The 23,883-nt window shown below is 66.4% G+C and carries 23 protein-coding genes; 8 read left to right on the forward strand and 15 right to left on the reverse strand.

Features of this window, described 5'->3' with window-relative positions; all coding sequences use genetic code 11:
• Positions 1 to 111: 111 nt before the first annotated feature.
• The 4 genes from cyoD to cyoA all read right to left on the reverse strand — a co-directional run bounded on the left by cyoD (position 112) and on the right by cyoA (position 4,297).
• Positions 112 to 552 (reverse strand): cytochrome o ubiquinol oxidase subunit IV, encoded by a 441-nt coding sequence (gene cyoD, locus IAE24_RS22705; protein ID WP_012205885.1) that lies wholly within the window; start codon positions 550 to 552, stop codon positions 112 to 114.
• Positions 553 to 1,185 carry a cytochrome o ubiquinol oxidase subunit III gene (gene cyoC, locus IAE24_RS22710; protein WP_199960375.1) on the reverse strand — a complete coding sequence of 211 codons (633 nt, stop codon included), beginning with the start codon at positions 1,183 to 1,185 and terminating at the stop codon, positions 553 to 555. It lies immediately after the preceding gene.
• Positions 1,178 to 3,184 (reverse strand): cytochrome o ubiquinol oxidase subunit I, encoded by a 2,007-nt coding sequence (cyoB, locus tag IAE24_RS22715; RefSeq protein WP_013802159.1) that lies wholly within the window; start codon positions 3,182 to 3,184, stop codon positions 1,178 to 1,180. Before cyoB ends, cyoC begins: the two co-directional genes overlap by 8 nt.
• A 66-nt stretch (positions 3,185 to 3,250) precedes the next feature.
• On the reverse strand, positions 3,251 to 4,297 hold the full coding sequence (gene cyoA / locus IAE24_RS22720) for a ubiquinol oxidase subunit II (protein WP_012205882.1): 1,047 nt from the start codon (positions 4,295 to 4,297) through the stop codon (positions 3,251 to 3,253).
• A gap of 298 nt (positions 4,298 to 4,595) precedes the next feature.
• Here cyoA and IAE24_RS22725 point away from each other — a divergent pair, with 298 nt between their 5' ends.
• A complete protein-coding gene (locus IAE24_RS22725) occupies positions 4,596 to 5,933 on the forward strand; it encodes an MFS transporter (protein ID WP_013802160.1) in 1,338 nt (445 codons plus the stop codon).
• A 56-nt stretch (positions 5,934 to 5,989) separates the two neighbouring features.
• On the opposite strand, the gene IAE24_RS22730 is transcribed toward IAE24_RS22725, so the two are convergent.
• Together IAE24_RS22730 and IAE24_RS22735 are read right to left on the reverse strand one after the other, a co-directional pair.
• On the reverse strand, positions 5,990 to 6,349 hold the full coding sequence (locus IAE24_RS22730; protein ID WP_199960374.1) for a hypothetical protein: 360 nt from the start codon (positions 6,347 to 6,349) through the stop codon (positions 5,990 to 5,992).
• A 66-nt stretch (positions 6,350 to 6,415) separates the two neighbouring features.
• Positions 6,416 to 6,616: a hypothetical protein gene (locus IAE24_RS22735; protein WP_199960373.1), complete on the reverse strand. Its 201-nt coding sequence runs from the start codon at positions 6,614 to 6,616 to the stop codon at positions 6,416 to 6,418.
• A gap of 168 nt (positions 6,617 to 6,784) precedes the next feature.
• Between IAE24_RS22735 and alaS the strand changes: the two genes are divergently transcribed.
• The 3 genes from alaS (at position 6,785) to IAE24_RS22750 (ending at position 11,849) form a co-directional block, all read left to right on the forward strand.
• Positions 6,785 to 9,409: an alanine--tRNA ligase gene (gene alaS / locus IAE24_RS22740; RefSeq protein ID WP_199960372.1), complete on the forward strand. Its 2,625-nt coding sequence runs from the start codon at positions 6,785 to 6,787 to the stop codon at positions 9,407 to 9,409.
• Positions 9,410 to 9,497: 88 nt separating this feature from the next.
• Entirely contained in the window at positions 9,498 to 10,589 is a 1,092-nt protein-coding gene (locus IAE24_RS22745) for an ABC transporter substrate-binding protein (RefSeq protein WP_199960371.1), read from the forward strand.
• Between the two features lie 9 nt (positions 10,590 to 10,598).
• Positions 10,599 to 11,849, forward strand: a complete 1,251-nt coding sequence (locus IAE24_RS22750; protein ID WP_199960370.1) for a GGDEF domain-containing protein — start codon at positions 10,599 to 10,601, stop codon at positions 11,847 to 11,849.
• A gap of 21 nt (positions 11,850 to 11,870) precedes the next feature.
• Here IAE24_RS22750 and IAE24_RS22755 read toward each other — a convergent pair whose 3' ends face one another.
• The 5 genes from IAE24_RS22755 to IAE24_RS22775 all read right to left on the reverse strand — a co-directional run bounded on the left by IAE24_RS22755 (position 11,871) and on the right by IAE24_RS22775 (position 16,942).
• Entirely contained in the window at positions 11,871 to 12,893 is a 1,023-nt protein-coding gene (locus IAE24_RS22755; protein WP_088164513.1) for a GGDEF domain-containing protein, read from the reverse strand.
• Positions 12,894 to 12,927: 34 nt separating this feature from the next.
• The gene (gene trmB, locus IAE24_RS22760; RefSeq protein ID WP_233626174.1) at positions 12,928 to 13,683 is read right to left on the reverse strand and encodes a tRNA (guanosine(46)-N7)-methyltransferase TrmB; all 756 of its coding nucleotides are present in this window, start codon (positions 13,681 to 13,683) and stop codon (positions 12,928 to 12,930) included.
• 64 nt (positions 13,684 to 13,747) lie between these two features.
• Positions 13,748 to 14,686 (reverse strand): tRNA glutamyl-Q(34) synthetase GluQRS, encoded by a 939-nt coding sequence (gene gluQRS, locus IAE24_RS22765; protein ID WP_199960369.1) that lies wholly within the window; start codon positions 14,684 to 14,686, stop codon positions 13,748 to 13,750.
• Positions 14,687 to 14,741: 55 nt separating this feature from the next.
• The gene (locus IAE24_RS22770) at positions 14,742 to 15,869 is read right to left on the reverse strand and encodes an NAD(P)/FAD-dependent oxidoreductase (protein ID WP_063325447.1); all 1,128 of its coding nucleotides are present in this window, start codon (positions 15,867 to 15,869) and stop codon (positions 14,742 to 14,744) included.
• A 134-nt stretch (positions 15,870 to 16,003) separates the two neighbouring features.
• Positions 16,004 to 16,942, reverse strand: a complete 939-nt coding sequence (locus tag IAE24_RS22775) for a LysR family transcriptional regulator (RefSeq protein ID WP_013802168.1) — start codon at positions 16,940 to 16,942, stop codon at positions 16,004 to 16,006.
• A 133-nt stretch (positions 16,943 to 17,075) separates the two neighbouring features.
• Between IAE24_RS22775 and IAE24_RS22780 the strand changes: the two genes are divergently transcribed.
• The 3 genes from IAE24_RS22780 (at position 17,076) to IAE24_RS22790 (ending at position 18,944) form a co-directional block, all read left to right on the forward strand.
• A complete protein-coding gene (locus IAE24_RS22780; RefSeq protein ID WP_180319414.1) occupies positions 17,076 to 17,777 on the forward strand; it encodes a pirin family protein in 702 nt (233 codons plus the stop codon).
• 44 nt (positions 17,778 to 17,821) lie between these two features.
• On the forward strand, positions 17,822 to 18,229 hold the full coding sequence (locus IAE24_RS22785; RefSeq protein ID WP_013802170.1) for a DoxX family protein: 408 nt from the start codon (positions 17,822 to 17,824) through the stop codon (positions 18,227 to 18,229).
• A 160-nt stretch (positions 18,230 to 18,389) separates the two neighbouring features.
• Complete coding sequence (locus IAE24_RS22790; RefSeq protein WP_043822976.1) at positions 18,390 to 18,944, forward strand: flavodoxin family protein; 555 nt, start codon at positions 18,390 to 18,392, stop codon at positions 18,942 to 18,944.
• On the opposite strand, the gene IAE24_RS22795 is transcribed toward IAE24_RS22790, so the two are convergent.
• The 4 genes from IAE24_RS22795 to IAE24_RS22810 form a co-directional block, all read right to left on the reverse strand.
• Positions 18,941 to 19,732, reverse strand: coding sequence for a sulfurtransferase (locus IAE24_RS22795; protein ID WP_199960368.1), 792 nt, complete (start codon positions 19,730 to 19,732; stop codon positions 18,941 to 18,943). The two genes, IAE24_RS22790 and IAE24_RS22795, sit on opposite strands and share 4 nt — an antisense overlap.
• A gap of 65 nt (positions 19,733 to 19,797) precedes the next feature.
• Positions 19,798 to 20,667 carry a MinD/ParA family protein gene (locus IAE24_RS22800; protein WP_013802173.1) on the reverse strand — a complete coding sequence of 290 codons (870 nt, stop codon included), beginning with the start codon at positions 20,665 to 20,667 and terminating at the stop codon, positions 19,798 to 19,800.
• Complete coding sequence (locus IAE24_RS22805) at positions 20,654 to 21,517, reverse strand: GGDEF domain-containing protein (RefSeq protein ID WP_013802174.1); 864 nt, start codon at positions 21,515 to 21,517, stop codon at positions 20,654 to 20,656. Before IAE24_RS22805 ends, IAE24_RS22800 begins: the two co-directional genes overlap by 14 nt.
• Positions 21,468 to 23,213: a SulP family inorganic anion transporter gene (locus IAE24_RS22810; RefSeq protein ID WP_099733472.1), complete on the reverse strand. Its 1,746-nt coding sequence runs from the start codon at positions 23,211 to 23,213 to the stop codon at positions 21,468 to 21,470. Before IAE24_RS22810 ends, IAE24_RS22805 begins: the two co-directional genes overlap by 50 nt.
• A gap of 150 nt (positions 23,214 to 23,363) precedes the next feature.
• Here IAE24_RS22810 and IAE24_RS22815 point away from each other — a divergent pair, with 150 nt between their 5' ends.
• Positions 23,364 to 23,834, forward strand: a complete 471-nt coding sequence (locus IAE24_RS22815) for a BON domain-containing protein (protein WP_199960367.1) — start codon at positions 23,364 to 23,366, stop codon at positions 23,832 to 23,834.
• Positions 23,835 to 23,883 lie beyond the last annotated feature (49 nt).

The raw sequence follows: 23,883 nt of genomic DNA on the forward strand, positions 1-23,883 counted from the left end.
GCGCTCGGTGCGTCCTTCCTCCCCCCCCCCCCCCCCCCCGGGCGGCCGCGGGGGGCCCCCGCCGGCGCTCGGCCCGGCCGTGGCTGGAGGGCCCGGAGTTTCCGGATGCGGTCAAGGCGTGACCGAGGCCGGAGCCGTCTGAGCGGCGGGGTCGGCCGGCATGGTGTGCTGGGGCATCATGTTGGTGTTCATGTGGAACATGACCCACAGCGTGCCCGCAATGCCGATGGCCACGAAGACCACCGTGAAGATGGTGGACAGCAAGGTCCAGCCGCCTTCGATCTTGCCGTTCATGTGCAGGAAGAAGACCATGTGGACCAGGATCTGCACCACGGCGAAGCCGCCGAGCACCATCACGGCCGTTGCACGGTCCGAGATGACATTGCTCATCACCAGCCAGAACGGGATGGCCGTCAGGATGATCGAGAGCACGAAGCCCCACATATAGCCCGAGAACGTGCTGTGCGGGCCTGCGTCGTGGTGGTGATCGTCATGGCCATGATGGTCGTGGTGACCGTGGCCATGGCCGGCGTGGATGTCGTGTGCAGCCATTTACAGCACCCCCATCAGGTAAACAAAAGTGAAGACGCCGATCCAGACCACGTCCAAGAAGTGCCAGAACATCGACAGGCACATCAGGCGGCGGTTGTTCTCGTGCGTCAGGCCGTGCTTGTTGATCTGGATCATCAGCGTGACCAGCCAGATCAGGCCGAAGCTCACGTGCAGGCCGTGGGTGCCCACCAGCGTGAAGAACGAGGACAGGAAGGCGCTGCGCTGCGGGCCTGCGCCCTCCTGCAGCAGGTGGGAGAACTCATAGAGTTCCAGGCCCAGGAAGCACAGGCCGAACAGGCCGGTGATGGCCAGCCACAGCTGGGTGCCGCCCAGCTTGCCCTGCTGCTTTTGCAGCATGGCGAAGCCGAAGGTGATGGACGACAGCAGCAGGAAGGCCGTGTTCATCGCCACCAGGGGCAGGTCGAACAGCTGGGCGCCCGTGGGGCCTGCAGCGTAGTTGCGGCCCAGCACGCCATAGGTGGCGAACAGCGCTGCAAAGATCAGGCAGTCGCTCATCAGGTAGAGCCAGAAGCCCAGAGCGGTGCCGTTTTCGGGATGGGGCTCCTCGGCGAGGTGGTACTCGCGCGGGGCCAGGGCGGCAGCGCCGCCTGCGGTGTAACGGGTATCAGACATGACGTGCCAGCTGTTGTGTGCGCAGTTCTTCCGTGGCCGCGACTTCCGCGGCGGGGATGTAGTAGTCGCGCTTGTAGTTGAACGTGTGGATGATCGACGCCAGCACGGTGGCGGCGAACGACGCAATGGCCAGGGGCCACATGTGCCAGATCATCGCGAAGCCGAAGACCGTGGACAGCGCTGCGATCACGACGCCGGCGCCGGTGTTGGACGGCATGTGGACGGGCTTGAAGCCGGTCAGCGGACGCTGGTAGCCGTGCTTCTTCATGTCCCACCAGGCATCGATCTCATGCACCACGGGCGTGAAGGCGAAGTTGTACTGGGGAGGGGGCGAGGAGGTGGCCCACTCCAGCGTGCGGCCTTCCCATGGGTCGCCGGTCACGTCACGCAGCTGGTCGCGCTTGAAGTAGCTGACCACCAGCTGGATCAGGAAGCTGCCGATGCCCAGTGCCACCAGACCGGCGCCCAGGGCGGCGATCACGAACCAGATCTGCAGCGAGGGGTCCTCGAAGTGGTTGGCACGGCGTGTCACGCCCATCAGGCCCAGCACGTACAGCGGAGTGAAGGCGACCCAGAAGCCGACCAGCCAGAACCAGAACGAGCACTTGCCCCAGAACTCGTCGAGCTTGTAGCCGAAGGCCTTGGGGAACCAGAAGTTGATGCCGGCGAACACGCCGAACACCACGCCGCCGATGATCACGTTGTGGAAGTGGGCGATCAGGAACAGGCTGTTGTGCAGCACGAAGTCGGCCGGGGGAACGGCCAGCAGCACGCCGGTCATGCCGCCGATGGCGAACGTGCACATGAAGCCCACGGTCCACAGCATCGGCACCGTGAAGCGGATGCGGCCGCGGTACATGGTGAACAGCCAGTTGAAGATCTTGGCGCCCGTCGGGATCGAGATGATCATCGTCGTGATGCCGAAGAAGGTGTTCACGCTGGCGCCGGAGCCCATGGTGAAGAAGTGGTGCAGCCAGACCAGGTAGGACAGGATGGTGATACACACCGTCGCGTACACCATGGAGGTGTAGCCGAACAGGCGCTTGCGGCTGAAGGTGGAGACGATCTCCGAGAAGATGCCGAAGCAGGGCAGGATCAGGATGTAGACCTCGGGGTGGCCCCATATCCAGATCAGGTTCACGTACAGCATGGGGTTGCCGCCCAGCTCGTTCGTGAAGAAGTTCGTGCCGACGTAGCGGTCCAGCGACATCAGCACCAGGGCTGCGGTCAGGATGGGGAACGAGGCCACGATCAGCGCGTTGGTGCACAGGGCGGTCCAGGTGAAGACGGGCATCTTCATCAGGTTCATGCCGGGTGCGCGCATCTTGATGATGGTCACGATCAGGTTGATGCCTGACAGCGTGGTGCCGACGCCGGCCACCTGCAATCCCCAGATGTAGTAGTCAAGCCCGACCCCGGGGTTCTGCGCCCCCAGGTTGGACAGTGCCAGCCAGCCGGAGGTGGAGAACTCGCCCAGGAACAGCGAGATCATCACCAGCACGGCGCCGCCCGTGGTCATCCAGAAGCTGAAGTTGTTCAGGAACGGGAAGGACACGTCGCGGGCGCCGATCTGCAGCGGCACCAGATAGTTCATCAGGCCGGTCACGAAGGGCATGGCCACGAAGAAGATCATGATCACGCCGTGTGCCGTGAAGATCTGGTCGTAGTGGTGCGGAGGCAGGTAGCCCAGGTTGTCGCCGAAGGCCATGGCCTGCTGCAGGCGCATCATCAGCGCGTCGGCAAAGCCGCGCAGCAGCATGACCAGACCGAGGATCATGTACATGATGCCGATCTTCTTGTGGTCGATGCTGCACAGCCAGTCGCGCCACAGCGGGCCCCACAGGCGGAACTTGGTGAGCAGGCCCAGCACGGCAAGGCCGCCGAGCACCACGGCGATGAAGGTCGCCAGCACGATGGGCTCATGCGCCATCGGGATGGAGTCCCAAGTGATGCGTCCCAGCAGCCAGTGGGCCTGTGCCGGGGAGGTATGTTCAGACATATCGAGTCTCTTAGGTCGTGATGGGAGCGGGCGGCGGTCTGGCCGTCGTCCGCGTCCGCTAACTGCTTATTGCTGCGCAGCGGCTGCGGAGCCGTCGCGCTGGTCCAGGAAGGCCACGACGCGGTCGGCGTTTTGCACCGTGCACACATCCTGGGGCAGGTTCATGCCCACGGCCTTGAGATAGGCTTCGCCGCCGGCAGCGTCGATGGCCATCATGTGATGCATGCACATCTTGCCTTCTTCGACACAGCGGTTGAGCACCTTGTCGTACAGGCCTTCGTCCACCGTGGCGAAGCGCTCGACCGGGTTGCGCTCGCTGGGCTTGACCAGGTTCAGGTAGGTATCGCGCGTCAGGGCCTTGCCTTCGGACTTGGCCTTGGCAACCCACTGATCGAACTCTTCGTTGCTCAGGCCATGGAACTTGAACGTCATGCCCGAGAAGCCGGCGCCGCTGTAGTGCGATGCCAGGCCGTGGAACACGCCGGGCTTGTTGATCACGGCGTTCAGCTCGGTCTGCATGCCGGGCATGGCATAGATCATGCCGGCCAGGTCAGGCACGTAGAAGGAGTTCATCGTCGAGGTGGCGGTCAGCTTGAAGTGGATGGGACGATCCACGGGAGCGGCCAGCTCGTTGACGGTGGCGATGCCTTTTTCAGGGATGAAGAACAGCCACTTCCAGTCCATGGCCACGACCTGCACCTCCAGCGGCTTGACATCGGTGCTCAGCGGCTTGGTGGCCGAGACGCGGTCCAGCGGACGGTAGGGGTCGAGCTTGTGGGTGCTGATCCAGGTGATGGCGCCCAGCGCGATGATGATCATCAGCGGCACGGACCAGATCACCAGCTCCAGCGTGGTGGAGTGGTGCCATTCGGGGTCGTAGTGGGCCTCGGTGTTCGACTGGCGGTATTTCCAGGCGAAAAGCAGCGTGAGGATGATCACCGGGATGATGATGATCAGCATCAGCAAGGTGGCCGTGACCACCAGGTTGCCTTGCTGCGCGGCGATGTCGCCGGCGGGGTTGAGCACGACGGCTTTGCTGCAGCCAGTGAGACTGGCTGTCAAAGCGGCCGCGGTGAGCCACGCAGGCCCACGGAGTTCCTTGATTTTTAGCATGCTAGGGGCGCAACAAGAGCGCGTTTACATAGAAACGCGGATTACAAGATCCGGGCAAATGTATTACGAAGTATAAATTTGTCCATTGGACATTTTGTCCAACGTCAAGGAGAACCCGGGAACTTTCTGCTACCTGGGCGGGTGCACGGCATGTGCCTGGCGGTCCGGAGGCCGCATTTTCGCGTCGCGCGCAGCAGGACAAACACCGAGGCCGGTCGAGGTGGAAACCGCCTTGCGCCAGATCAAGCGAGGGCGTAGAACAGAGCTGTCAGTGAGACGAGACAAGGAGCATCCATCTATGAGCGGCCTCGACACAACTGCAAGCTTCCCCGGCGGAAGCTATGAGAGCAAAGAATCTCTGTCCCGCGCCGACACCCACGAAGATGTCACGCCCAACGAAATCGCCGTCGGCGTGATCATCGGGCGATCCTCGGAGTACTTCGACTTCTTCGTGTTCGGCATCGCCTGCGTGCTGGTCTTCCCGGCACTGCTGTTTCCCTACCTTTCCAAGCTCGACGGCACGCTGATGTCGTTCGCCATCTTCTCGCTGGCCTTCGTGGCCCGGCCGCTGGGCACGGCGCTGTCCATGGCCGTGCAGCGGCGCTGGGGGCGGGCGACCAAGCTGACGCTGGCGCTGTTTCTACTGGGCGTGTGCACCGTGGGCATGGCCTTCCTGCCCAGCTACCAGCAGGCGGGGGTGAACGCCATCATCGTGCTGGCGCTGCTGCGCATAGGCCAGGGCATTGCGCTGGGCGGCTCGTGGGACGGCCTGCCGTCGCTGCTGGCCATGTCGGCGCCCAAGAACCGGCGCGGCTGGTATTCGATGATGGGCCAGTTGGGCGCGCCGCTGGGCTTCGTGCTCGCGGCAGGGCTGTTTGCCTTCATCTACGCCCATGTGGGAGCCGACGAGTTCCTCAGCTGGGGCTGGCGCTATCCCTTCTGCGTGGCCTTTGCCATCAACGTCGTGGCACTGTTTGCCCGGCTGCGCCTGGTCGTGGGCCAGTCCTACACCGAACTGCTGCAGCAGCGTGAGCTGGAGCCCATGGGCGTGCTGCCGCTGATGCGCGACGAGGGTCGCAACGTGGTGATCGGCGCGTTTGCCGCCCTGGCCAGCTTTGCGCTGTTCCACCTGGTGACCATCTTCCCGCTGTCCTGGATCTCGCTGTATTCGGACCAGTCGGTGACCCATGTGCTCGGGGTGCAGATCGTGGGTGCCTTCTGTGCGGCTGCCGCCATCATGGTCTCGGGCTGGCTGGCCGACCGTGTGGGCCGGCGCAACACGCTGGGCACCATGGCCTGCCTGATCGGCATCTTCAGCTTCCTGGCGCCCTGGCTGCTGGGCAGCGGAACGATGGGGAACAACGTGTTCATCATCGTCGGCTTCATCCTGCTGGGCCTGTCCTATGGCCAGGCGGCAGGCACGGTGACGTCCAACTTCCCCTCACGCTATCGCTACACGGGTGCCGCGCTGTCCTCGGACATGGCCTGGCTGGTGGGCGCGGCATTCGCTCCGCTGGTGGCCCTGGGCGTGTCCTCGCGCTTCGGACTGGTGGCGCTGGGGATCTATCTGCTGTCGGGTGCGCTGTGCACGCTGGCGGCGCTGGGCATCAACCGCGCCATCGAGACGCGCGACTGAACGGGCGCAGCAAATCAAAGGCCGGCTCTGCCGGCCTTTTTCGTTGCGCCTCCGCCTCAGGGGTTTTCACCGTAGCGCTGCTTGAAGTCGAATTCGAGCCTGTCGCAGTCCTGCACCGATTCAAACTGCTGCGTCTTGCGCTCGGCCTCTGGCCGCGCGGTTTCCTTGCGGCAGATCTTGATGGTTTCGCGCTCCACCCAGCGCGCCTCGCCTTCGGGCGTGGACAGCAACTGGCCAGCCAGCATGAGCACAGCGAAGAAGGCCACGGGCAGGCCGATGAGCCAGGGCACGATGCGGCTTTTTGGCGGCTTGGGCGATTTCGGCGGTGTTGGCGGTTTGGCCGGATCGGATCCGTTGGCGCTGGCAGCGGGGGCCGGTTCGCTGGAATGGGGCTCGGGTGTCTGTGGTTGCGCCATGGTGTGCTTGCTGTGGTTCCGGCTGGCGATTATCCAGGGCGCCCATCGCGCGCAGTCTGAGCGGGATCAGGGAACGGCGAGATCGCCTGTGCTAGCCATCTCCCCCATCTCCTGCACCAGCCATTTCTCCAGCGCAAGAATGTCGGCCCTGCGGCCCGGATGGGGCGCCACCCGCAGCTGCAGGCGCCGTGGACCGGCCAGTCGCGTGCCGCTGTTGCGCGCGCATGTCAGCGATCCGGTCAGTGACGGGTTGGAGATCGTGCTCAAGGGCGGGCAAATGGGAGGAGAGGCCTTCTTTGGCCACGTGCGTGATGGAGGCCAGGCAGGGCTCGCTGCTGCAACCATGGGGCAAACCTATAATGCGCGTTGGTCCCGACGGGACACCCTCCCGCCAGGGGCAGCGCCCCGCGTGCGCGCTCCGAACTCCTAGACACCATGAGCACACCCACTTTCACCGTTGCCGACATTCGCAAGAGCTTTCTGGACTTTTTCGCATCCAAGGGCCACACCATCGTGGAGTCGAGCCCCCTGGTGCCCGGCAACGATCCGACGCTGATGTTCACCAACTCGGGCATGGTCCAGTTCAAGGACGTGTTCCTGGGCACCGACAAGCGCCCCTACAAGCGCGCCACCTCGGTGCAGACCTGCCTGCGCGCAGGCGGCAAGCACAACGATCTGGAAAACGTGGGCTACACGGCCCGCCACCACACCTTCTTCGAGATGCTGGGCAACTGGTCCTTCGGCGACTACTTCAAGCGCGAGTCGCTCAAGTGGGCCTGGGAGCTGCTGACCGAGGTCTACAAGCTGCCCAAGGAACGCCTGCTGGCCACGGTCTACGCCGAGGACGACGAGGCCTATGACATCTGGACCAAGGAAATCGGCCTGCCGCCCGAGCGCGTGATCCGCATCGGCGACAACAAGGGCGGCCGCTACAAGAGCGACAACTTCTGGATGATGGCCGACACCGGCCCCTGCGGCCCCTGCTCGGAAATCTTCTACGACCACGGCGCGCACGTGGCCGGCGGCCCTCCGGGCAGCCCTGACGAAGACGGCGACCGCTTCATCGAAATCTGGAACAACGTGTTCATGCAGTTCGACATGGACGAGCAGGGCAACGTCAAGCCGCTGCCCGCGCCCTGCGTGGACACCGGCATGGGCCTGGAGCGCCTGGCCGCCATCCTGCAGCATGTGCACAGCAACTACGAGATCGACCTGTTCCAGGCGCTGATCAAGGCCGCTGCGCGCGAGACGCACATCACCGACATCGAGACCCCCTCGCTCAAGGTGATCGCCGACCACATCCGCGCCACCGCCTTCCTGGTGGCCGATGGCGTGATCCCCTCCAACGAAGGCCGCGGCTACGTGCAGCGCCGCATCGTGCGCCGCGCCATCCGCCACGGCTACAAGCTGGGCCAGAAGACGCCGTTCTTCCACAAGCTGGTCAAGGACCTGGTGGCCGTGATGGGCGATGCCTATCCCAAGATCCGCGAGCAGGAAGCGCGCATCACCGAAGTGCTGCGGGTCGAGGAAGAGCGCTTCTTCGAGACCCTGGCCAACGGCATGGAAATCCTGGACGCGGCGCTGGCCGGTGGCGCCAAGGTGCTGCCCGGCGACGTGGCCTTCAAGCTGCACGACACCTATGGCTTCCCCCTGGACCTGACCAACGACGTCTGCCGCGAGCGCGGCCTGAGCGTGGACGAGGCGGGCTTCCAGACCGCCATGGAAGAGCAGAAGAACAAGGCCCGCGCAGCAGGCAAGTTCAAGATGGACCGCGCCCTGGAATACACGGGCGATGCCAATGCCTTCACGGGCTACCAGAAGCTGGCCGAGGCCGCCAAGGTGGTGGCACTGTATGCCGAAGGCAGCGCCGTGCAGGAACTCAAGGCCGGCCAGAGCGGCGTGGTCGTGCTCGACACCACGCCTTTCTACGCCGAGTCCGGCGGCCAGGTGGGCGACCAGGGTGTGATCAGCACTGCGGGCGCACGCTTTGCGGTCGAGGACACGCTCAAGATCAAGGCCGATGTGTTCGGCCACCACGGCATGCTGGAGTCCGGCAGCCTCAAGGTGGGCGATGCCGTGCAGGCCGAGGTGGACACGCAGCTGCGTGCCGCCACCATGCGCAACCACTCGGTCACGCACATCATGCACAAGGCCCTGCGCGAAGTGCTGGGCGACCACGTACAGCAAAAGGGCTCGCTGGTCAACGCCGAGCGCACGCGCTTCGACTTTGCCCATAACCAGCCCGTGACCGCTGAAGAGATCCGCGAGATCGAACGCCGCGTGAACGCCGAGATCCTGGCGAACACGCCCACCGATGCGCGCGTGATGGACATCGAATCGGCCAAGGCCACGGGCGCCATGATGCTGTTCGGCGAGAAGTACGGCGACTCCGTGCGCGTGCTGGACATCGGCAGCAGCCGCGAACTGTGCGGCGGCACCCACGTGCAGCGCACCGGCGACATCGGCCTGTTCAAGGTGGTGGGCGAAGGCGGCGTGGCTGCTGGCGTGCGCCGCATCGAGGCGGTGACCGGCGAGAACGCGCTGGCCTACCTGCAATCGCTGGAATCCACGGTGGACCAGGCCGCCGCCGCGCTGAAGGCGCCGACGGCCGAGCTGAACACCCGCATCGGCGGTGCGCTGGAGCAGATCCGCGCGCTGGAGAAGGAAGTGGCTGCGCTCAAGGGCAAGCTCGCTTCCAGCCAGGGCGACGAGCTGGCCGGCCAGGCCGTGGACGTCAAGGGCATCAAGGTGCTGGCCGCCAGGCTGGAAGGCGCCGACGCCAAGACCCTGCGCGACACCATGGACAAGCTCAAGGACAAGCTGGGCGCCGCAGCCATCGTGCTGGCCGCCGTCGATGGCGACAAGGTGCAGCTGGCCGCAGGCGTGACCAAGGCCGAGACCTCGCGCATCAAGGCTGGCGATCTGGTGAACTTCGTGGCCAGCCAGGTCGGCGGCAAGGGCGGCGGCAAGCCCGACATGGCCATGGCCGGCGGCACGGACGCTTCGGGCCTGCCCGCGGCGCTGGCCGGTGTGCAGGCCTGGGTGGCAGAGCGCGTCTGACCCAGCTGCGCGGCAGATGATTCCTGCTGCCCCTTCTTCGGGACGCCCCGGTGGACTCCACCGGGGCGTCTTGCCGTGGGCGCTGCGTATGACCTACATGGCCTGGGTGATGGGCGTGCTGGCGCAATCGGCCGCTGCCGCCGCGCAAAGCGTGGTCTTCATCAACCCCGGCCGGTCCGACGAGCGCTACTGGACCACGGTCAGTGAGGCCATGCAGGACGCGGCCAGCAGCCTGGGCATGCAGCTGCAGGTCCGCTATGCCCAGCGCGACCACCTGCGCCCCATCGAGATTGCGCGCCAGATTGCCGCCTTGCCCAAGGCGCAGCGGCCCCGCTACGTGATGTTTACCAACGACTACAGCGTGGCGCCTGAAATCCTGCGCACGCTGGAGGCCGCAGGCATCGACAGCTTCATGGCCTTCAGCGGCGTGCCCGAGACGTTGCGCGGCCAGACCGGCGTGGCGCGAGAGCGCTATCGCCACTGGCTGGGCAGCCTGGAGCCGGGCGCCGAGGAGGCCGGCTACCTGACCGCCAAGTCACTGTTCGCCGCTGCGCGGGCATCGGGCCAGGCGCGTGCGGCCGATGGCCGGCTGCACATGGTGGCCATTGCCGGGGACCGCTCCACGCCCTCCTCGGTGGAACGCAATGCCGGCATGCGCCGCGCGGCGGCCGAGGCCAGCGACGTGGTGCTGCAGCAGGAAGTCTTTGGCGAATGGCGCCGCGAACGCGCCGAGCAGCAGGCGGCCGTGCTGTTCCAGCGCTATCCCGAGGTTCGCCTGGTCTGGGCGGGCAACGATGAGATGGCCTTTGGCGCCATGCAGGCCTGGCGCGCGCGGGGCGGCTCGCCGGGGCGTGATGCCTTCTTCAGCGCCATCAATTCATCGGCCGCCGCCATGACGGCGCTGCGCACGGGCGAGCTGTCGGCACTGGCGGGCGGCCATTTCCTGACCGGCGCCTGGGCCCTGGTCATGCTCTACGACCATGCGCACGGCGCCGATTTCGCCTCCGAAGGGCTGGAGCAGGTGCGGCCCATGTTCACGCTGCTGGACAAGTCCCAGATCGACCGCTACGAGCACAGGATCAGCGCGCCGCTGGCCCCTCTGGACTTTCGCAGCTACAGCAAGCACCTCAATCCCCGGCTGCGGCGCTACGGATTCGAGCTCAAGCACCTGCTGCGCTGAGCGCCTTCCATGCCCCGCTTCCGTTCGATCGCCTCCCTGCTGATCCTGCGCATCATGCTGCTGGCCGTGGCCTGCATGCTGGTGTTTGGCGGCGCCCACGCCTGGTGGGAGTACCGCAAGGGGCAGCAGGAGTTTCGCCGCTCCATGGAGACGCTGGTGGCCAACAGCATGATCTCGCTGTCCGCCGCGCTGTGGGACATCGAGCCGGCCCTGGTGCGCGAGCAGGTGCAGTGGCTGGGCAAGCTGCCCCTGGTGGGGCATGTGCAGCTGCGCGTCACCTCCACGGGCGAGATGTACGAGGCGGGCGAGCCCAGGGATGGCCGCGCGCCCGCCGTGTCCATGCTCATTCCGGCACCGCGTCACAGCCAGTCCAGCCTGCCGCTGGGCGAACTGCAGGTCTGGGAGAACCGGGGCCACTACCTGGAGGTGCTGCGCGACTCCACGCTGCGCGTGCTGCTGGGCTATGCGCTGTTCACGGCCCTGGTCTGTCTGATGGTGGCCTGGGTGATGCGCAGGGAGCTGCGCCAGCCGCTGCAGCAGATTGCGGGCTTTGCGGCCAACCTCAAGCCCAATGAGTTGTCGAGGCCCTTGGTGCTGGAGCGGGCGCGGCGCGGGCAGCGCGACGAGATCGACATGGTGGTGCAGGGCTTTGGCCAGTTGCAGCATGACCTGCGCGGCCACATCGAGCATCTGGACCTGCTGGTGGCCCAGCGCACGGCCCAGCTGGAGGAGCTGGTGGAAGAGGTCAAGCGCATGTCGCTGACCGATGCGCTGACCGGATGCCTCAACCGCCGCGCCATGGACGAGCGCCTGGCCTCCGAGGTCGCCCAGGGCCAGCGCCTGGGTGCGGCCCTGAGCGTGATGTTCGTGGACGTGGACCGCTTCAAGCAGGTCAATGACAGGCACGGCCATGCCGCAGGCGATGCCGTGCTGCGCGAGGTGGCGCTGCGTTGCCGGCACGCACTGGAGCGGGAGCCTTCGGCGCAATGGATGGCGCGCTATGGCGGGGAGGAGTTCCTGATCGTGATGCCCGGTGTGGCTGCGGCCCAGGCCTGGGCGCTGGCCGGGCAGCTGCGCGAGGCCATACGCTCCACGCCCATACAGGTCCATGGCCTGGCGCTGGCGGCGACGGCCAGCTTTGGCGTGGCGCAACTGCAGGGCGCCGAGAGCGCGCAGGAACTGCTGCAGCGCGCCGATGCCATGCTCTACGAGGCCAAGCACGCCGGGCGCGACTGCGTGCGCGTGGCCGGCCTCACCTGAACGGCACGGCGCCGGGCCGGCTCAGAACAGTTCGATGTCGTTGCTGTTCACCTGGGGTGCCAGCAGCCCCTGGGTGATCAGATCGCCGTAGTACCAGGTCTGGTTGCGGCCGTGCTCCTTGGCGTGGTAGAGGGCCTGGTCGGCATGGCCCAGCACCTCCACGGGTGCGCCCGTGCCCATGGCGGCAAAGCCCGTGCTCACGGTGATGCGGCCGACCTGGGGGAATTCGTAGCTCTCCACGTCGTGGCGCAGGCGCTCCAGCGCCTTGCGGGCGTTGACCAGGCTGACCGAGCGCAGCAGCACCACGAATTCCTCGCCGCCGAAGCGGAACACACGGTCCTTGGCGTCGAAGCAGCTGCGCAGGATGTTGGCCACCAGGATCAGCACCTCGTCGCCATACAGGTGGCCAAAGCGGTCGTTGATGCGCTTGAAATGGTCGATGTCGATGGCAGCCAGCCACTGGCCGGGAACGTCTTCTGTGGCCACGCCGGGCATGGCCATCGGCGGCTCCTGCAGCGACAGGCGCAGGAACTGCTCGTCGAAGGTCTTGCGGTTGAGCAGGCCGGTCAGCGCATCGCGTTCGCTGTAGTCCAGCAGGCTCTGGTAGTTGTGATAGACGCCAAAGATGCCCTGGATCACATCGAGCCGGCTGGGCGAGAAGGCCGTGGACTGCGTGATCTCCAGGCAGTGGTAGGCCGTCTCCTGGCGCCACAGCGGCAGCCACAGCACGTGCTGGCCATCGGGCTGCACGGCCGAGGCGATGAGGGCGCGCTGCTGCAGCGCCTGCTGCAGCGCGGGCATGGAGGCCAGCTCCACGCTTTGCGGGTCATACAAGGCCTCGGCATCGGTGGACATAACCTGATCGCCCTGGCTCCAGGTGCGCGCACGCACGCAGTGCCTGCCGTCGGGCATGGCGAACAGCTCCAGCGCCCGCACCTGCACCACGCCATTGAGCTTGAACAGGGTGGACAGCACCGAGATTTCCAATCGCAGATGGTCCCTGTGGGCCGTCATCTCGACCAGATTCTGTAGCAATGGCTGCATGCGAGGCCTTGTATTGGAAGAGGGCGCGACCGGCTCAGCGGCGCTCAAACACCAGATCCCACACGCCGTGGCCCAGGCGGATGCCACGGTTCTCGAACTTGGTCAGCGGCCGGTAGTCGGGCTTGGCGGCATAGCCTTCGGCCGTGTTGGCCAGCAGGGGTTCCGCGCTCAGCACTTCCAGCATCTGCACCGCATAGGGCTCCCAGTCGGTGGCGCAGTGGATGTAGCCACCGGGACGCAGCCGGCGCGCCAGCTTGGCCACCAGAGGCTCCTGGATCAGTCGGCGCTTGTTGTGCTTTTTCTTGTGCCAGGGATCGGGGAAGAAGATGTGGATGCCGTCCAGGCTGGCCTCGGGCAGCATGTTGTCGATGACTTCGACGGCGTCGTGCTGCAGGATGCGGATGTTGGAGATGTCCTGCTCGCCAATGCGCTTGAGCAGGGCGCCCACGCCGGGCTCGTGCACCTCGCAGCACAGGAAGTTGTCATCGGGGCGCACGCGCGCGATGTGCGCCGTGGCCTCGCCCATGCCGAAGCCGATCTCAAGGATCAGGGGTGCCTGGCGGCCATAGGCGGCAGAGGCATCCAGCGGCGCGGCCTGGTAGTTCAGCACGAAGCGCGGACCCAGCTCCTCGAAGGCCTTGGCCTGGCCTGTCGTGGTGCGGCCGGCGCGGCGCACATAGCTCTTGATGGTCTTGGGATGGGCCACGCCCTCTGGCGGCTGGCCGGTACGGGCGGCCGCAGGTTTGGAGGGCGAAGAGGAATCGTGCGGCGCACCGGGGGCAGCGGACATGGTGTTCGGGGTATCGCCGTCCATGGACTGCTCGGCTTGGGGGGAAGAAATTGGGTTCACGGGCTCAATTGTATGTATGGCGCCAGCCCCTGACCCAGAACTGCAGCGCTTCGCCCAATGCGGCCTGGGGTGATGGCTGGGGCAGTCCCAGGTGGGCGGCTGCGGTGCGCAGCGCGGTCACAGGGGCGCTCAGGTCCAGTGCAGGGGCGCCGTGCTGCTTGGAAAGCTTTTCGCCGTCGGGCATGAGCACCAGAGGCGTGTGCAGGTACTGCGGGTGACCTATGCCCAGGGCGCGCTGCAGCAGCATCTGGCGGGGCGTATTGTCGGCGAGGTCGGCGCCGCGCACCACATGGGTGATGCCCTGCAGGCCGTCATCGACGACCACGGCGAGCTGGTAGGCCCACAGGCCGTCGGCCCGGCGCAGGACAAAGTCGCCCACGCCGTGGATCACATCCTGCTGCTGGGCGCCCAAGCGGCGGTCCTGCCAGTGCAGCACGGGGTCGTGGCGGGTGAAGCGGTCCAGCGCAAAGCGCCAGGCCCGGGCGCTCTTGCCGTGCAGGCCGTCGCGGCAGGTGCCGGGGTAGGGCCGCTCCATATGGCGCTCATGGGCCCAGCCCAGGTTTTCCCAGGCTGCCTCGATGTCCTTGCGCGTGCAGCCGCAGGGATAGGCCAGGCCGCGGGCCTTGAGCCGCTCCAGTGCGCTTTCGTAGAAGGTGTGGCGGCGGGACTGCCAGACGGGCTCTTCATCCGGCAGCAGGCCGCAGGTGGCAAGCTGGTTCAGGATGGCGGTGTCGGCACCGGGCTGGCAGCGCGGAGGGTCTATGTCCTCGATGCGCACCAGCCAGCGGCCGCCATGGGCGCGTGCATCCAGCCAGCTGGCCAGCGCCGCCACCAGGGAGCCGGCATGCAGCAGGCCCGTGGGTGAGGGCGCAAAGCGGCCGACATACGGGGATGGGGCGGGTGCGGAGCCGGTTTCGGCGGATTCAGGGGCGGCGGGAATCATCGGGGCCGGATGTTAAGGCCTTGCGCCGCCCCCTGCCAGGACCTGGTGGCCTGGTTCAGTCTGCAACCAACGCCAGGGCCATTTCCAGTCCCGAGACAAAGGCATCCTCCACGCGGCGGCCAATGCACCAGTCGCCGCACAGGCCCAGGCCCGCATCCTTGTTTCGCAAATGGCTGCGGCCCAGCGGCGACAGGGTCTGCGCATGGGGCCAGAGGTAGACGCTGGCATGGCGGGGAGGGATGCGGATGCGCGTGATCTCGCCAAAGGCCTTCTGCATCTTGGCCAGCACGCGCGGGGCGTCGTCGGCGCGGTGCTCCTGCGACCATTGGGGGCTGGCCAGCACGGTCCAGCGTTCGCTTTGGGAGCGGCCCGGCTTGGAGGATTCTCGTGCCACCCAGACCGCGCGCTCATGCGTGGTGCGGGCCGCATTCCACTGCGGCCCCAGGGTGGACAGGCCGGCCTCGGTGGCCATGGGGTAGGACAGCGTCAGCGCCCAGCAGGGCGCCATTTCCACGGCCGCCATGCCCTGCACCAGCGACAGGGCCAGGGGCGTGGTCTGCAGCAGCTGGCGCGCCTGGGGCGCGGGCAGGGCGAGTATCACTTCATCGAAGCCTGCGCGGATCTGCGTGGTCGGCTCGGTCGTCTCCACATGCAGGCTCCAGCCATGCGATCCGGGCTGGCGTTCGAGCTTGGTCACGCGCTGGCCCAGGTGCAGGCGGTCGGCATCCCACAGCGGCGCGGCCCAGGCCAGCGGCAGGGCCTGCATGTCGGGCGTGGCCACCCAATGGGCTTCGGTGGGTGCGGGTGCAGCGCTGGACTGGCGGCCCTGCGCATCCAGCACGCGCAGCGTGCTCACGCTCCAGGGGCGGCACAGGCCGGGCACGGTCTGCAGGGCCAGCTCGAAGCGCTTGTCGCGCACGGTGAAATACTGCGCGCCGATGTCGAAGGCGCCATGCGCGGCGTTGACAGAGCGCATGCGCCCGCCCACCTGGGGCAGCCGCTCGTAGACATGGACATCGTGGCCGGCCTGCATCAGCGTGCGTGCGCAGGCCAGGCCCGCCATGCCGGCGCCAATCACGGCAATGCGGCGTGCGCCGGCCTTGGGGCGCGCCTTGGAGGCTTCGGGGGGCTTGGTGGCCTTTTTCTTGACCGTGGACTTGGAGGCAGCGCGGGAAGCGTTCATGGAGCAGACCTTTGCGGGCAGTGGCAGATTCCGGGAAGCATGTCCTTTCCGGCCTGTTGCACCGCAGTGGCGTGGCAGGCCGGGACCTGTAACCACTCTACACCCGCGAAGACCGCCCGGCGGCGTGCGCCAGCTCAATGTCGGTGATGATTTTCCATGAGAGCGCGGCGCGTGGCGGGGCTCTCCAACTGCTGCAGCCACCACTGCAGCGCACGTGGCGGAACCTGCTGCGGCGCGCCGGACCATGCGTAGTGCACGCGCACATTGCGCGAGGGCCGGGCGACCTGGCGCGTCACCAGCAGGCCGGCCTGCACATACACATCGGCCATGAAATGGGGCAGGAAGCCGCAGCCTATGCCGCGCACCTGGGCCTCGATCTTGGCCTGCATGGAGTCCACGGTGAAGATGTCCTGGCCGCTGAGCAGGCCCATGCTGGCGCTGTCGCGCAGGCCTGAATCGGCCACGGCGATGATGCGGTGCTGCAGCAGCGTCGCGTCAGTAATGGGCTCGGGCGCCGTGGCCAGCGGATGGTGGGGCGCCACGGCAAAGACAAAGTCCAGCTCGCCCAGCTCGCAGGCCTGCAGGCCCGCCACGTTGCTGGAGTTGACCGCCACGCCGATGGCCAGGTCGGCCCGGCCCGAGGTCAGTGTCTCCAGCGTGCCGGTGAGGATGCCGTCGCGCAGCTTCAGCCGCGTGGGTGGCTGCATGGCGTAGAAGGCCTCGACCAGCTCCAGCATCGGCGTGCGCGCCACGGCACCATCGACCACGATGGTCAGGTGCGGCTCCCAACCCGTGGCCACGCGGCGCACGCGATGCGCCACGGTGTCGATCTCATGCAGCAGGCGCACCCCCTCGCGCAGCAGCTCCCGGCCGGCCTCGGTGGGCTGGGCGTGGCGCGAGCGGCGGTCGAACAGCAGCACGTCCAGCGCATCTTCGATCTGGCGCACACGGTAGGTCAGGGCACTGGGCACCAGGCCCAGCTGGCGTGCAGCGGCGGCAAAGCTGCCGGCCTCGGCAATGGCCTGGAGCATGGCCAGGCTGTCGGGGGTGAGCACGTCACGGGGGCTGGGCATGGGGCGTTATGGCTTCAAAAGCTTTGAATGATGCCATCAATCCTGCTGCGCCTTGCCTGCGGCAGCGGCTTCTACAGTGGAGCCATCGACGCAAGAGTTTCGAAGATCTGATACGTTGGAAAGGGACAAAAACATGATCGCCCTGCGCAAATCCCGGGAACGCGGCCATGCCGACCATGGCTGGCTGCGCTCGCACCACAGCTTCTCGTTTGCGGGCTACCATGATCCGCGCCACATGGGCTTTGGCAACCTGCGCGTGATCAACGAGGACCACATCGCCCCGGGCACGGGCTTCGGCTCCCATGGCCACAAGGACATGGAGATCATCAGCTACGTGCTCGAAGGCCGGCTCTCGCACAAGGACAGCATGGGCAACGAGCAGACCATCTCGCCCGGCGAGGTGCAGCGCATGAGCGCCGGCTCGGGCGTGGTCCACAGCGAGCACAACCATGCGCCGGGCCAGACCACGCATTTCCTGCAGATCTGGCTGCTGCCCAGCGAAACGGGCATTGCGCCCAGCTATGCGCAAAAAGCCTTTGCCGACGATGAAAAGCGCGGCCGCCTGCGCCTGGTGGCCTCGCCCGATGGCGCCGAGGGCTCGGTCAGCGTCCATGCCGATGCCCGGCTGTATGCCGGGCTGTTCGACGGCGATGAGCAGGCCGAGCTGGAGCTGCCCGCCGGCCGCAAGACCTATGTGCACTTGGTGCGCGGCGCGCTGAGCGTCAATGGGCAACGGCTGACAACGGGCGATGCGGCCCTTGTGGAGAATGAACCGCGACTGCGCCTGCACGACGGGGAACAGTCCGAGGTCCTGGTCTTCGATCTGCAAGCCTGAGAGCGTGCGCAGCACGCTCTGAAGATTCACGAGGAGTACCCATCATGTTGAACCGTCTGAGCAACCCGCTGGCGCTGGCCGGCCGCATCCTGATCGCGCTGATGTTCGTGCCTGCGGGCTTTCAGAAAATCGGAGGCTTCGCCGGGACTGTGGGCTATGCCGCATCGGTAGGCATGCCCATGCCGCAGATCGGCGTGGCCATTGCCCTGGTGGTGGAGATCGTCGGCGGCCTGGCCTTGCTGCTGGGCTGGTGCACGCGCTGGGCGGCCCTGGTGCTGGCGTTCTTCACGCTGGTGGCCAGCTTCTTCTTCCATGCCTACTGGAGCGTGCCGGCCGACGCGGCCATGATGCAGCAGCTGCTGTTCTGGAAGAACATCGCCGTGACTGGCGGCCTGCTGGGCTTTGCCGCCCACGGTGCCGGCGGCTGGAGCGTGGATGCGCGCCGCCATTGAGTGGGTCGGGCAGCGTTGGCCATGCCCTGATTTTTGTTAGGCTACTGCCTTGAGTGGGCCCCGCAGCAGCGCTGCGGGGCCCTTTGGCGTGGATGGATTGATGAATGCGGCGCTGGCTGGCCTGTGGCTGCGCAGGGCGTCCGAGGATTGGATTTCTTGTATGGCAGATATCGTGGTGGTCTACCACTCGGGTTACGGACACACCCAGCGCATGGCCCAGGCCGTGGCAGACGGCGCAGGCGCGCGCATGCTGTCGATCGACAGCGACGGCCAGTTGCCTGCGGGTGGCTGGGAGTTGCTGGCGGCGGCAGACGCCATCATCTTTGGATCGCCCACCTACATGGGCGGGCCGAGCTGGCAGTTCAAGCGCTTTGCCGATGCCTCTTCCAAGCCGTGGTTCGTGCAGGCCTGGAAGGACAAGCTGTTCGCCGGCTTCACCAACAGTGCCAGCGTCAACGGCAACAAGCAGACCACGCTGGACTACCTGTTCCAGCTGGCCATGCAGCATGGCGGCCTGTGGGTGGGCAGCGGCATGCTGCCGTCCAACGCGCGCGCCGCGCAGCGCAATGACCTCAACTGGATAGGCGCCTTCAGCGGCGCCATGGCGCAATCGGCCTCGGATGCCTCGGCCGCCGAAATGCTGCCGGGCGACCTGGAGACGGCGCGCGTGTTCGGCGAGCGCGTGGCGCAGCAGGCTCTGCGACTGAAGGCCTAAGCCTTGCCTAGCGGGCTTGTGGGCTGTATCGGCTCCAGCGGCTCTGCCGGAGCCAAGGGCGTGATGGCCAGGTCTGCACCCACGGCCCGGCGCTCATCAAAGACGAAGCAGCCGCCGTCATAGAAGGCGCCGTCGGTTTCCTCGAAGTACTTGAGGATGCCGCCTTCCAGCTGGTAGACATGCTCCAGGCCCTCGTCCCGCATCAGGATGGCGGCCTTCTCGCAGCGTATGCCGCCCGTGCAGTAGCTGACCACGGTCTTGTCGGCCAGCTCGGCCTTGTGGGCGCGCAGCGCGGGCGGGAATTCGGTGAACTTGGTGATGCGCCAGTCGATGGTGTTCTTGAAGGCTCCGGCATCGACCTCGAAGTCGTTGCGCGTGTCCAGTGTCACCACCTCGCGGCCCTCGTCATCGTGGCCCTGTTCCAGCCAGCGGCGCAGCGTGGCGGGGCTGACCGATGGCGCGCGGCCCTCTGCCGGGCGGATGGTGGGGTGGTCCATGCGGATGATCTCGCGCTTGACCTTGACCAGCATCTTGCGAAACGGCACGGTGTCGGACCAGCTTTCCTTGGGGGCCAGGTCGGCAAAGCGCTCATCGGTGCGCAGCTGGTCAACGAAGCTGTGCACCGCCTGGGCGGGGCCGGCCAGGAAGAAGTTGATGCCTTCCTCGGCCAGGAGGATGGTGCCCTTGAGCGCCAGGGCCTGGGCGCGTTCGGCCAGGGTGTCGCGCAGCGCCGCTGCATCGGGCAGCGGCGTGAACTTGTAGCAGGAAATATTGAGGATGTCGGACACGGGCAGGCAGGCGGGTGCGGCACAGGCCGCGGGTTGGATCGGGGCGCCGGCGAGAGGCGGCCCGATCAGCCGCCCGACACCAGCAGGGCCTTGATTTTATTGGCCAGCTGGGCCACTGCCAGCGAAGCCGGTGCGCCGGGCATGGACTGCAGCAGCAACTGGCGGCGCATCACCGCCTCGCGCACGGCCGGGTCGGACGGAATATCGCCCAGGTGCGTGAGCCGCAATGGCTCGCCGGAGGCCGTGTTGACAAAGCGGTTGAGCACCTGCTGCAGCTGGCCCGTGATTGCGCGGCCATCTCCGGGGCGTGCCGCCTGGTTGATGGCCAGGCGGATCTGCTGGCGCTTTTGCTGGATGGCCAGCACCTTGATGGCCGCATAGGCATCGGTCAGCGAGGTGGGCTCGGGCGTGGCGATGACCAGCACCTCGGTGGCCATGGACACGGAGAACAGCACCACGTCCGAGATGCCTGCGCCGGTGTCCAGCAGCACGATGTCGTAGCGCGGGGCCAGTGTCTCGATGGTGTGCGTGAACTGCTGGCGGATCTCGGGCGTGAGCCGCGAGTACTCGATCATCCCGGAGCCGGCCAGCAGCACCGAGTAGCCGCCGGGCGCGGGCAGGATGGCTTCCTCCAGCGAGGAACGGCCGGTGAATACATCGTGCAGCGTGACCTTGGGGTAGAGGTTGAGCACCACATCCAGGTTGGCCAGACCCAGGTCGGCGTCAAGCACCAGGACCTTGAGGCCATGGCGTGTGAGCGCTGCGGCCAGATTGGCCGAAACGAAGGTCTTGCCCACGCCGCCCTTGCCGCTGGTCACGGCGATGATGTGTCCGCGCGGCTTGGCGCGCACGGCATCGCTCATCGGAACGGCAGCGGGCAGGGAGGGGTGGGGAATGGCGTTGTCGCTTACCACCTGGCTATCAGCGGAGTCCATCTTCGGGGTCCACATCGGTTGCAATATCTGGATTCAGCCCATTGTCAAACGGGGACGGGGCATACAAAGGTCCGAAAAGCAGGCTTTTTTCCTCCGCGCTTACCGTACTGTCAGGTTGTTCTTCAATGTGCACGCGGTTGCGGCCGGCAGATTTGGCCAGGTACAACTGTTTGTCGGCACGCTCGGTCCACAGGGTTGTGGTGCTGCGTATCCACTGCAGCGCATAGGCGCCGCCGATGCTGATGGTGATCTGCAGTGTCAGCGTGGGTGAGATGACGACCGGCATGCGCTCGATGGCGCTGCGTATGCGTTCGGCCACGGAGACGCCGAAGGTCGCAGGGCAGGCGGGCAGCACGATGGCGAATTCCTCTCCTCCGTAGCGGGCCAGCGTGTCCATGGGGCGCACGCAATTGGTCAGGGTACGGGCCACCGACTGCAGAACCCGGTCGCCCACGATATGGCCGTGCTGGTCGTTGATCTGCTTGAAATGGTCGATGTCCAGCATCAGCATCAGGGCCGCTTCGCCAGACCGCGCCACGCGGTCGATCTCGCGCTCGGCAATGGTGCGGAAATGGCGGCGGTTGGCCAGCCCCGTGAGCGGGTCGCGCAGCGACAGCGAGCACAGTTCATCGATCAGCGCCTGCAGATATCGCGTCGGCGAATCCGTGGGCAGATGGACCGCCCCACCAGCGTGGGTAACCAGCGCGTGGGCTGTGGCCAGGCGCAGGTCGCGCAGGTATACGGATTGGTGGGATGCGGGGGCAGTCACGGAGGGCTGAATGAAAAGCCAGTGAAGTGTATCAGTGTGTAGGCTCGATTGTCGCCGCGCCGGCATCGACTTTTGCACCATCGGAGGTAACAGATGTTGATCCTGGTGCAGGCACGAACGGCGGCAGGGCAAGGGCGGCGAGGAATTCCGCATCGGTGCGGTACAGCCGCAGGTGCGGTCCGCGGTGCAGGGCGCCCGCCCGCAGCAGCACCTGTTCGGCCGGCAGCTTCAGGCCCACCACATGCAGCACGCCGCTGCGCTTGGCCGCCAGCAGTTGCAGGCGCACGAAGGTCTCCACGCCCGTCACGTCGATGCGGTTGATGGGCTGGGCCAGCAGGCACAGATGGTGTGTCTCCGGGCGCAGCGCCCATTCGTCACCGATACGACGCTCCAGTGCCGAGGCCGAGCCGAAGTCCAGCTCGGCATCCATGCGCAGGGCCAGCAGGCCCGGCGCCAGCGGCGGCAGTTGCCAGAGGTTGCGGTCGCGCAGGCTGCCGTCGGGATGCTGGCCCACTTCGATGATGCGCGGATGCAGGCGCTGGTAGAGGAAGTAGCCCAGGCTCAGCACAATGCCCGCGAACACGCCCCAGTACATGCGCGGCGCCGTGACGATGGTCAGCAGCAGCGTGGCCAGCGCAATGCTGCCCTCCACGCGCGACACCTTGAACAACTGCAGCAGCACGCGCGGCTTGACCAGGTTGACCACGGCCGTGATCACGATGGCCGCCAGCGCCGCCTTGGGCACGTGGTACAGCGCCGGGATGAACCACAGCACCACGATGACCACCAGCAGGATGGAGAACACGTTGGACCAGCCCGTCTTGGCGCCGGCCAGCAGGTTCACGGCCGAGCGCGAGAACGAGGCGCTGGTGGCAAAGCTGCCGAACAGGCCCGCACTGATCTTGGACAGCCCCTGGGCGACCAGGTCCTGGTTCTCGTTCCAGCGCGTGCCGGCCTGCTGGTGCTCCACCTGGGCGCTGGAGGCCGTCTCCAGAAAGCTCACCAGCGAGATCACCAGCACCGGCATCACCAGGGCGCCGAACTCGTCCCAGCTCAGCAATCCCGGCAATTGGAAGCTGGGCAGGCCTGCCGGCAGGTGGCCGACCACGGCGCCACCGTCATCGGCAAAGTCCGTGGCCCAGCTGATCACGCCGGTCAGCGCAATGATGAAGATGGCCGAGGGAAAGGCCGCGCGCCAGCGCTTGGCCAGCACCAGCAGCGCAATGCTGGCAAGGCCGTAGAGGATGGACTGCCAGTCGAAAAGCTGCAGCGAAGGCGTGTTCCAGACCGCGCTCCAGGTCGAACGCAGTCCCAGCAGGGTGGGCAACTGCGAGGCCAGGATCAGCAGCGCTGCCGCCTGTGTGAAACCCGTGAGCACGGGCGAGGTCACCAGGTTGAGCAGCCAGCCGGCGCGCATCAGGCCCAGCGACCACTGCACCAGGCCCGAAAGAATCGCCATCCAGGCGGCCAGGGCCACCCAGTGCGCGGAGCCGGGTTCGGCCAGGCCCGTGAGGGAGGCGCCGATCAGCAGTGCACTCAAGGCCGTGGGCCCCACACCCAGGCGCGGCGAGCCGCTGAACATCACGGCCACCAGGGCAGGGACGATGGAGGCGTAAATGCCGGTGATCAGCGGCATGCCGGCAAGCGCCGCATAGGCCACGCCCTGGGGCAGAAGCATCAGACCAACGGTGAGACCTGCCCAGAACTCCCCGCGCAGCACGGCTGCCGAGGGTTTGGGCCATGCCAGGAAGGGAAACCAGCGCGCCAGGGAATGCATGGCCGCTATTGTCATGCTAACTGGATGGTGCCGGGATGTTCGGGCTTGTCCTACAGGCGCTTGCGTCGGCGTCGTATGGGTTTGTCCCAGGGCCATAAATAAAGTCGAGGCCTGTGTTGACCGCCTCACAACTATTCAAGGAGTAACCGCATGACTTTCATCACCCAACGCTGCTGCCACATCCTCGCCGTGTCCGCCCTGGCCTTCGGCCTCGCCGCATGCGGCAAGACCGAAGACACTGCCGGCCAGAAGCTCGACTCCGCCGTCCAGCAGTCCCAGCAGGCCGCGCAAAGCGCAGGCCAGAAGATCGACAGCGCCATGAGCAGCGCCGGCACCAAGATCGAGGAAGGCGCGATGAAGGCCGAAACGGCCACCAACAACGCCATGAGCCAGGCGGGCGCCGCGCTCGACGATGCAGGCATCACCGCCCAGATCAAGGCCGACCTGATCAAGGAACCCGATATCTCCGCGCTCAAGATCGACGTGGACACCAAGGCCGGCGCCGTCACGCTGACCGGCTCGGTGCCCAGCGATGCGCTCAAGATGCGCGCCGGCGACATTGCCAAGGCCGTCAAGGGCGTGAACAACGTCAGCAACATGCTGGAGATCAAGGCCAGCTGATCGCAGCCACCGGCTTTGCTCCCCCAATGAAAACCAGGCGCTATGTCCG

Origin of the sequence: Delftia sp. S65 (assembly GCF_016516495.1) — a bacterium.
Lineage (GTDB): Bacteria > Pseudomonadota > Gammaproteobacteria > Burkholderiales > Burkholderiaceae_C > Comamonas > Comamonas acidovorans.

Excerpts from the sequence above, each read along its gene's own strand:
- cyoD (WP_012205885.1), bottom strand. The coding sequence starts at position 552 with ATGGCTGCACACGACATCCACGCCGGCCATGGCCACGGTCACCACGAC.
- cyoC (WP_199960375.1), bottom strand. The coding sequence starts at position 1,185 with ATGTCTGATACCCGTTACACCGCAGGCGGCGCTGCCGCCCTGGCCCCG.
- cyoB (WP_013802159.1), bottom strand. The coding sequence starts at position 3,184 with ATGTCTGAACATACCTCCCCGGCACAGGCCCACTGGCTGCTGGGACGC.
- cyoA (WP_012205882.1), bottom strand. The coding sequence starts at position 4,297 with ATGCTAAAAATCAAGGAACTCCGTGGGCCTGCGTGGCTCACCGCGGCC.
- IAE24_RS22725 (WP_013802160.1), top strand. The coding sequence starts at position 4,596 with ATGAGCGGCCTCGACACAACTGCAAGCTTCCCCGGCGGAAGCTATGAG.
- IAE24_RS22730 (WP_199960374.1), bottom strand. The coding sequence starts at position 6,349 with ATGGCGCAACCACAGACACCCGAGCCCCATTCCAGCGAACCGGCCCCC.
- alaS (WP_199960372.1), top strand. The coding sequence starts at position 6,785 with ATGAGCACACCCACTTTCACCGTTGCCGACATTCGCAAGAGCTTTCTG.
- IAE24_RS22745 (WP_199960371.1), top strand. The coding sequence starts at position 9,498 with ATGACCTACATGGCCTGGGTGATGGGCGTGCTGGCGCAATCGGCCGCT.
- IAE24_RS22750 (WP_199960370.1), top strand. The coding sequence starts at position 10,599 with ATGCCCCGCTTCCGTTCGATCGCCTCCCTGCTGATCCTGCGCATCATG.
- IAE24_RS22755 (WP_088164513.1), bottom strand. The coding sequence starts at position 12,893 with ATGCAGCCATTGCTACAGAATCTGGTCGAGATGACGGCCCACAGGGAC.
- trmB (WP_233626174.1), bottom strand. The coding sequence starts at position 13,683 with ATGTCCGCTGCCCCCGGTGCGCCGCACGATTCCTCTTCGCCCTCCAAA.
- gluQRS (WP_199960369.1), bottom strand. The coding sequence starts at position 14,686 with ATGATTCCCGCCGCCCCTGAATCCGCCGAAACCGGCTCCGCACCCGCC.
- IAE24_RS22770 (WP_063325447.1), bottom strand. The coding sequence starts at position 15,869 with ATGAACGCTTCCCGCGCTGCCTCCAAGTCCACGGTCAAGAAAAAGGCC.
- IAE24_RS22775 (WP_013802168.1), bottom strand. The coding sequence starts at position 16,942 with ATGCCCAGCCCCCGTGACGTGCTCACCCCCGACAGCCTGGCCATGCTC.
- IAE24_RS22780 (WP_180319414.1), top strand. The coding sequence starts at position 17,076 with ATGATCGCCCTGCGCAAATCCCGGGAACGCGGCCATGCCGACCATGGC.
- IAE24_RS22785 (WP_013802170.1), top strand. The coding sequence starts at position 17,822 with ATGTTGAACCGTCTGAGCAACCCGCTGGCGCTGGCCGGCCGCATCCTG.
- IAE24_RS22790 (WP_043822976.1), top strand. The coding sequence starts at position 18,390 with ATGGCAGATATCGTGGTGGTCTACCACTCGGGTTACGGACACACCCAG.
- IAE24_RS22800 (WP_013802173.1), bottom strand. The coding sequence starts at position 20,667 with ATGGACTCCGCTGATAGCCAGGTGGTAAGCGACAACGCCATTCCCCAC.
- IAE24_RS22805 (WP_013802174.1), bottom strand. The coding sequence starts at position 21,517 with ATGGTGCAAAAGTCGATGCCGGCGCGGCGACAATCGAGCCTACACACT.
- IAE24_RS22810 (WP_099733472.1), bottom strand. The coding sequence starts at position 23,213 with ATGCATTCCCTGGCGCGCTGGTTTCCCTTCCTGGCATGGCCCAAACCC.
- IAE24_RS22815 (WP_199960367.1), top strand. The coding sequence starts at position 23,364 with ATGACTTTCATCACCCAACGCTGCTGCCACATCCTCGCCGTGTCCGCC.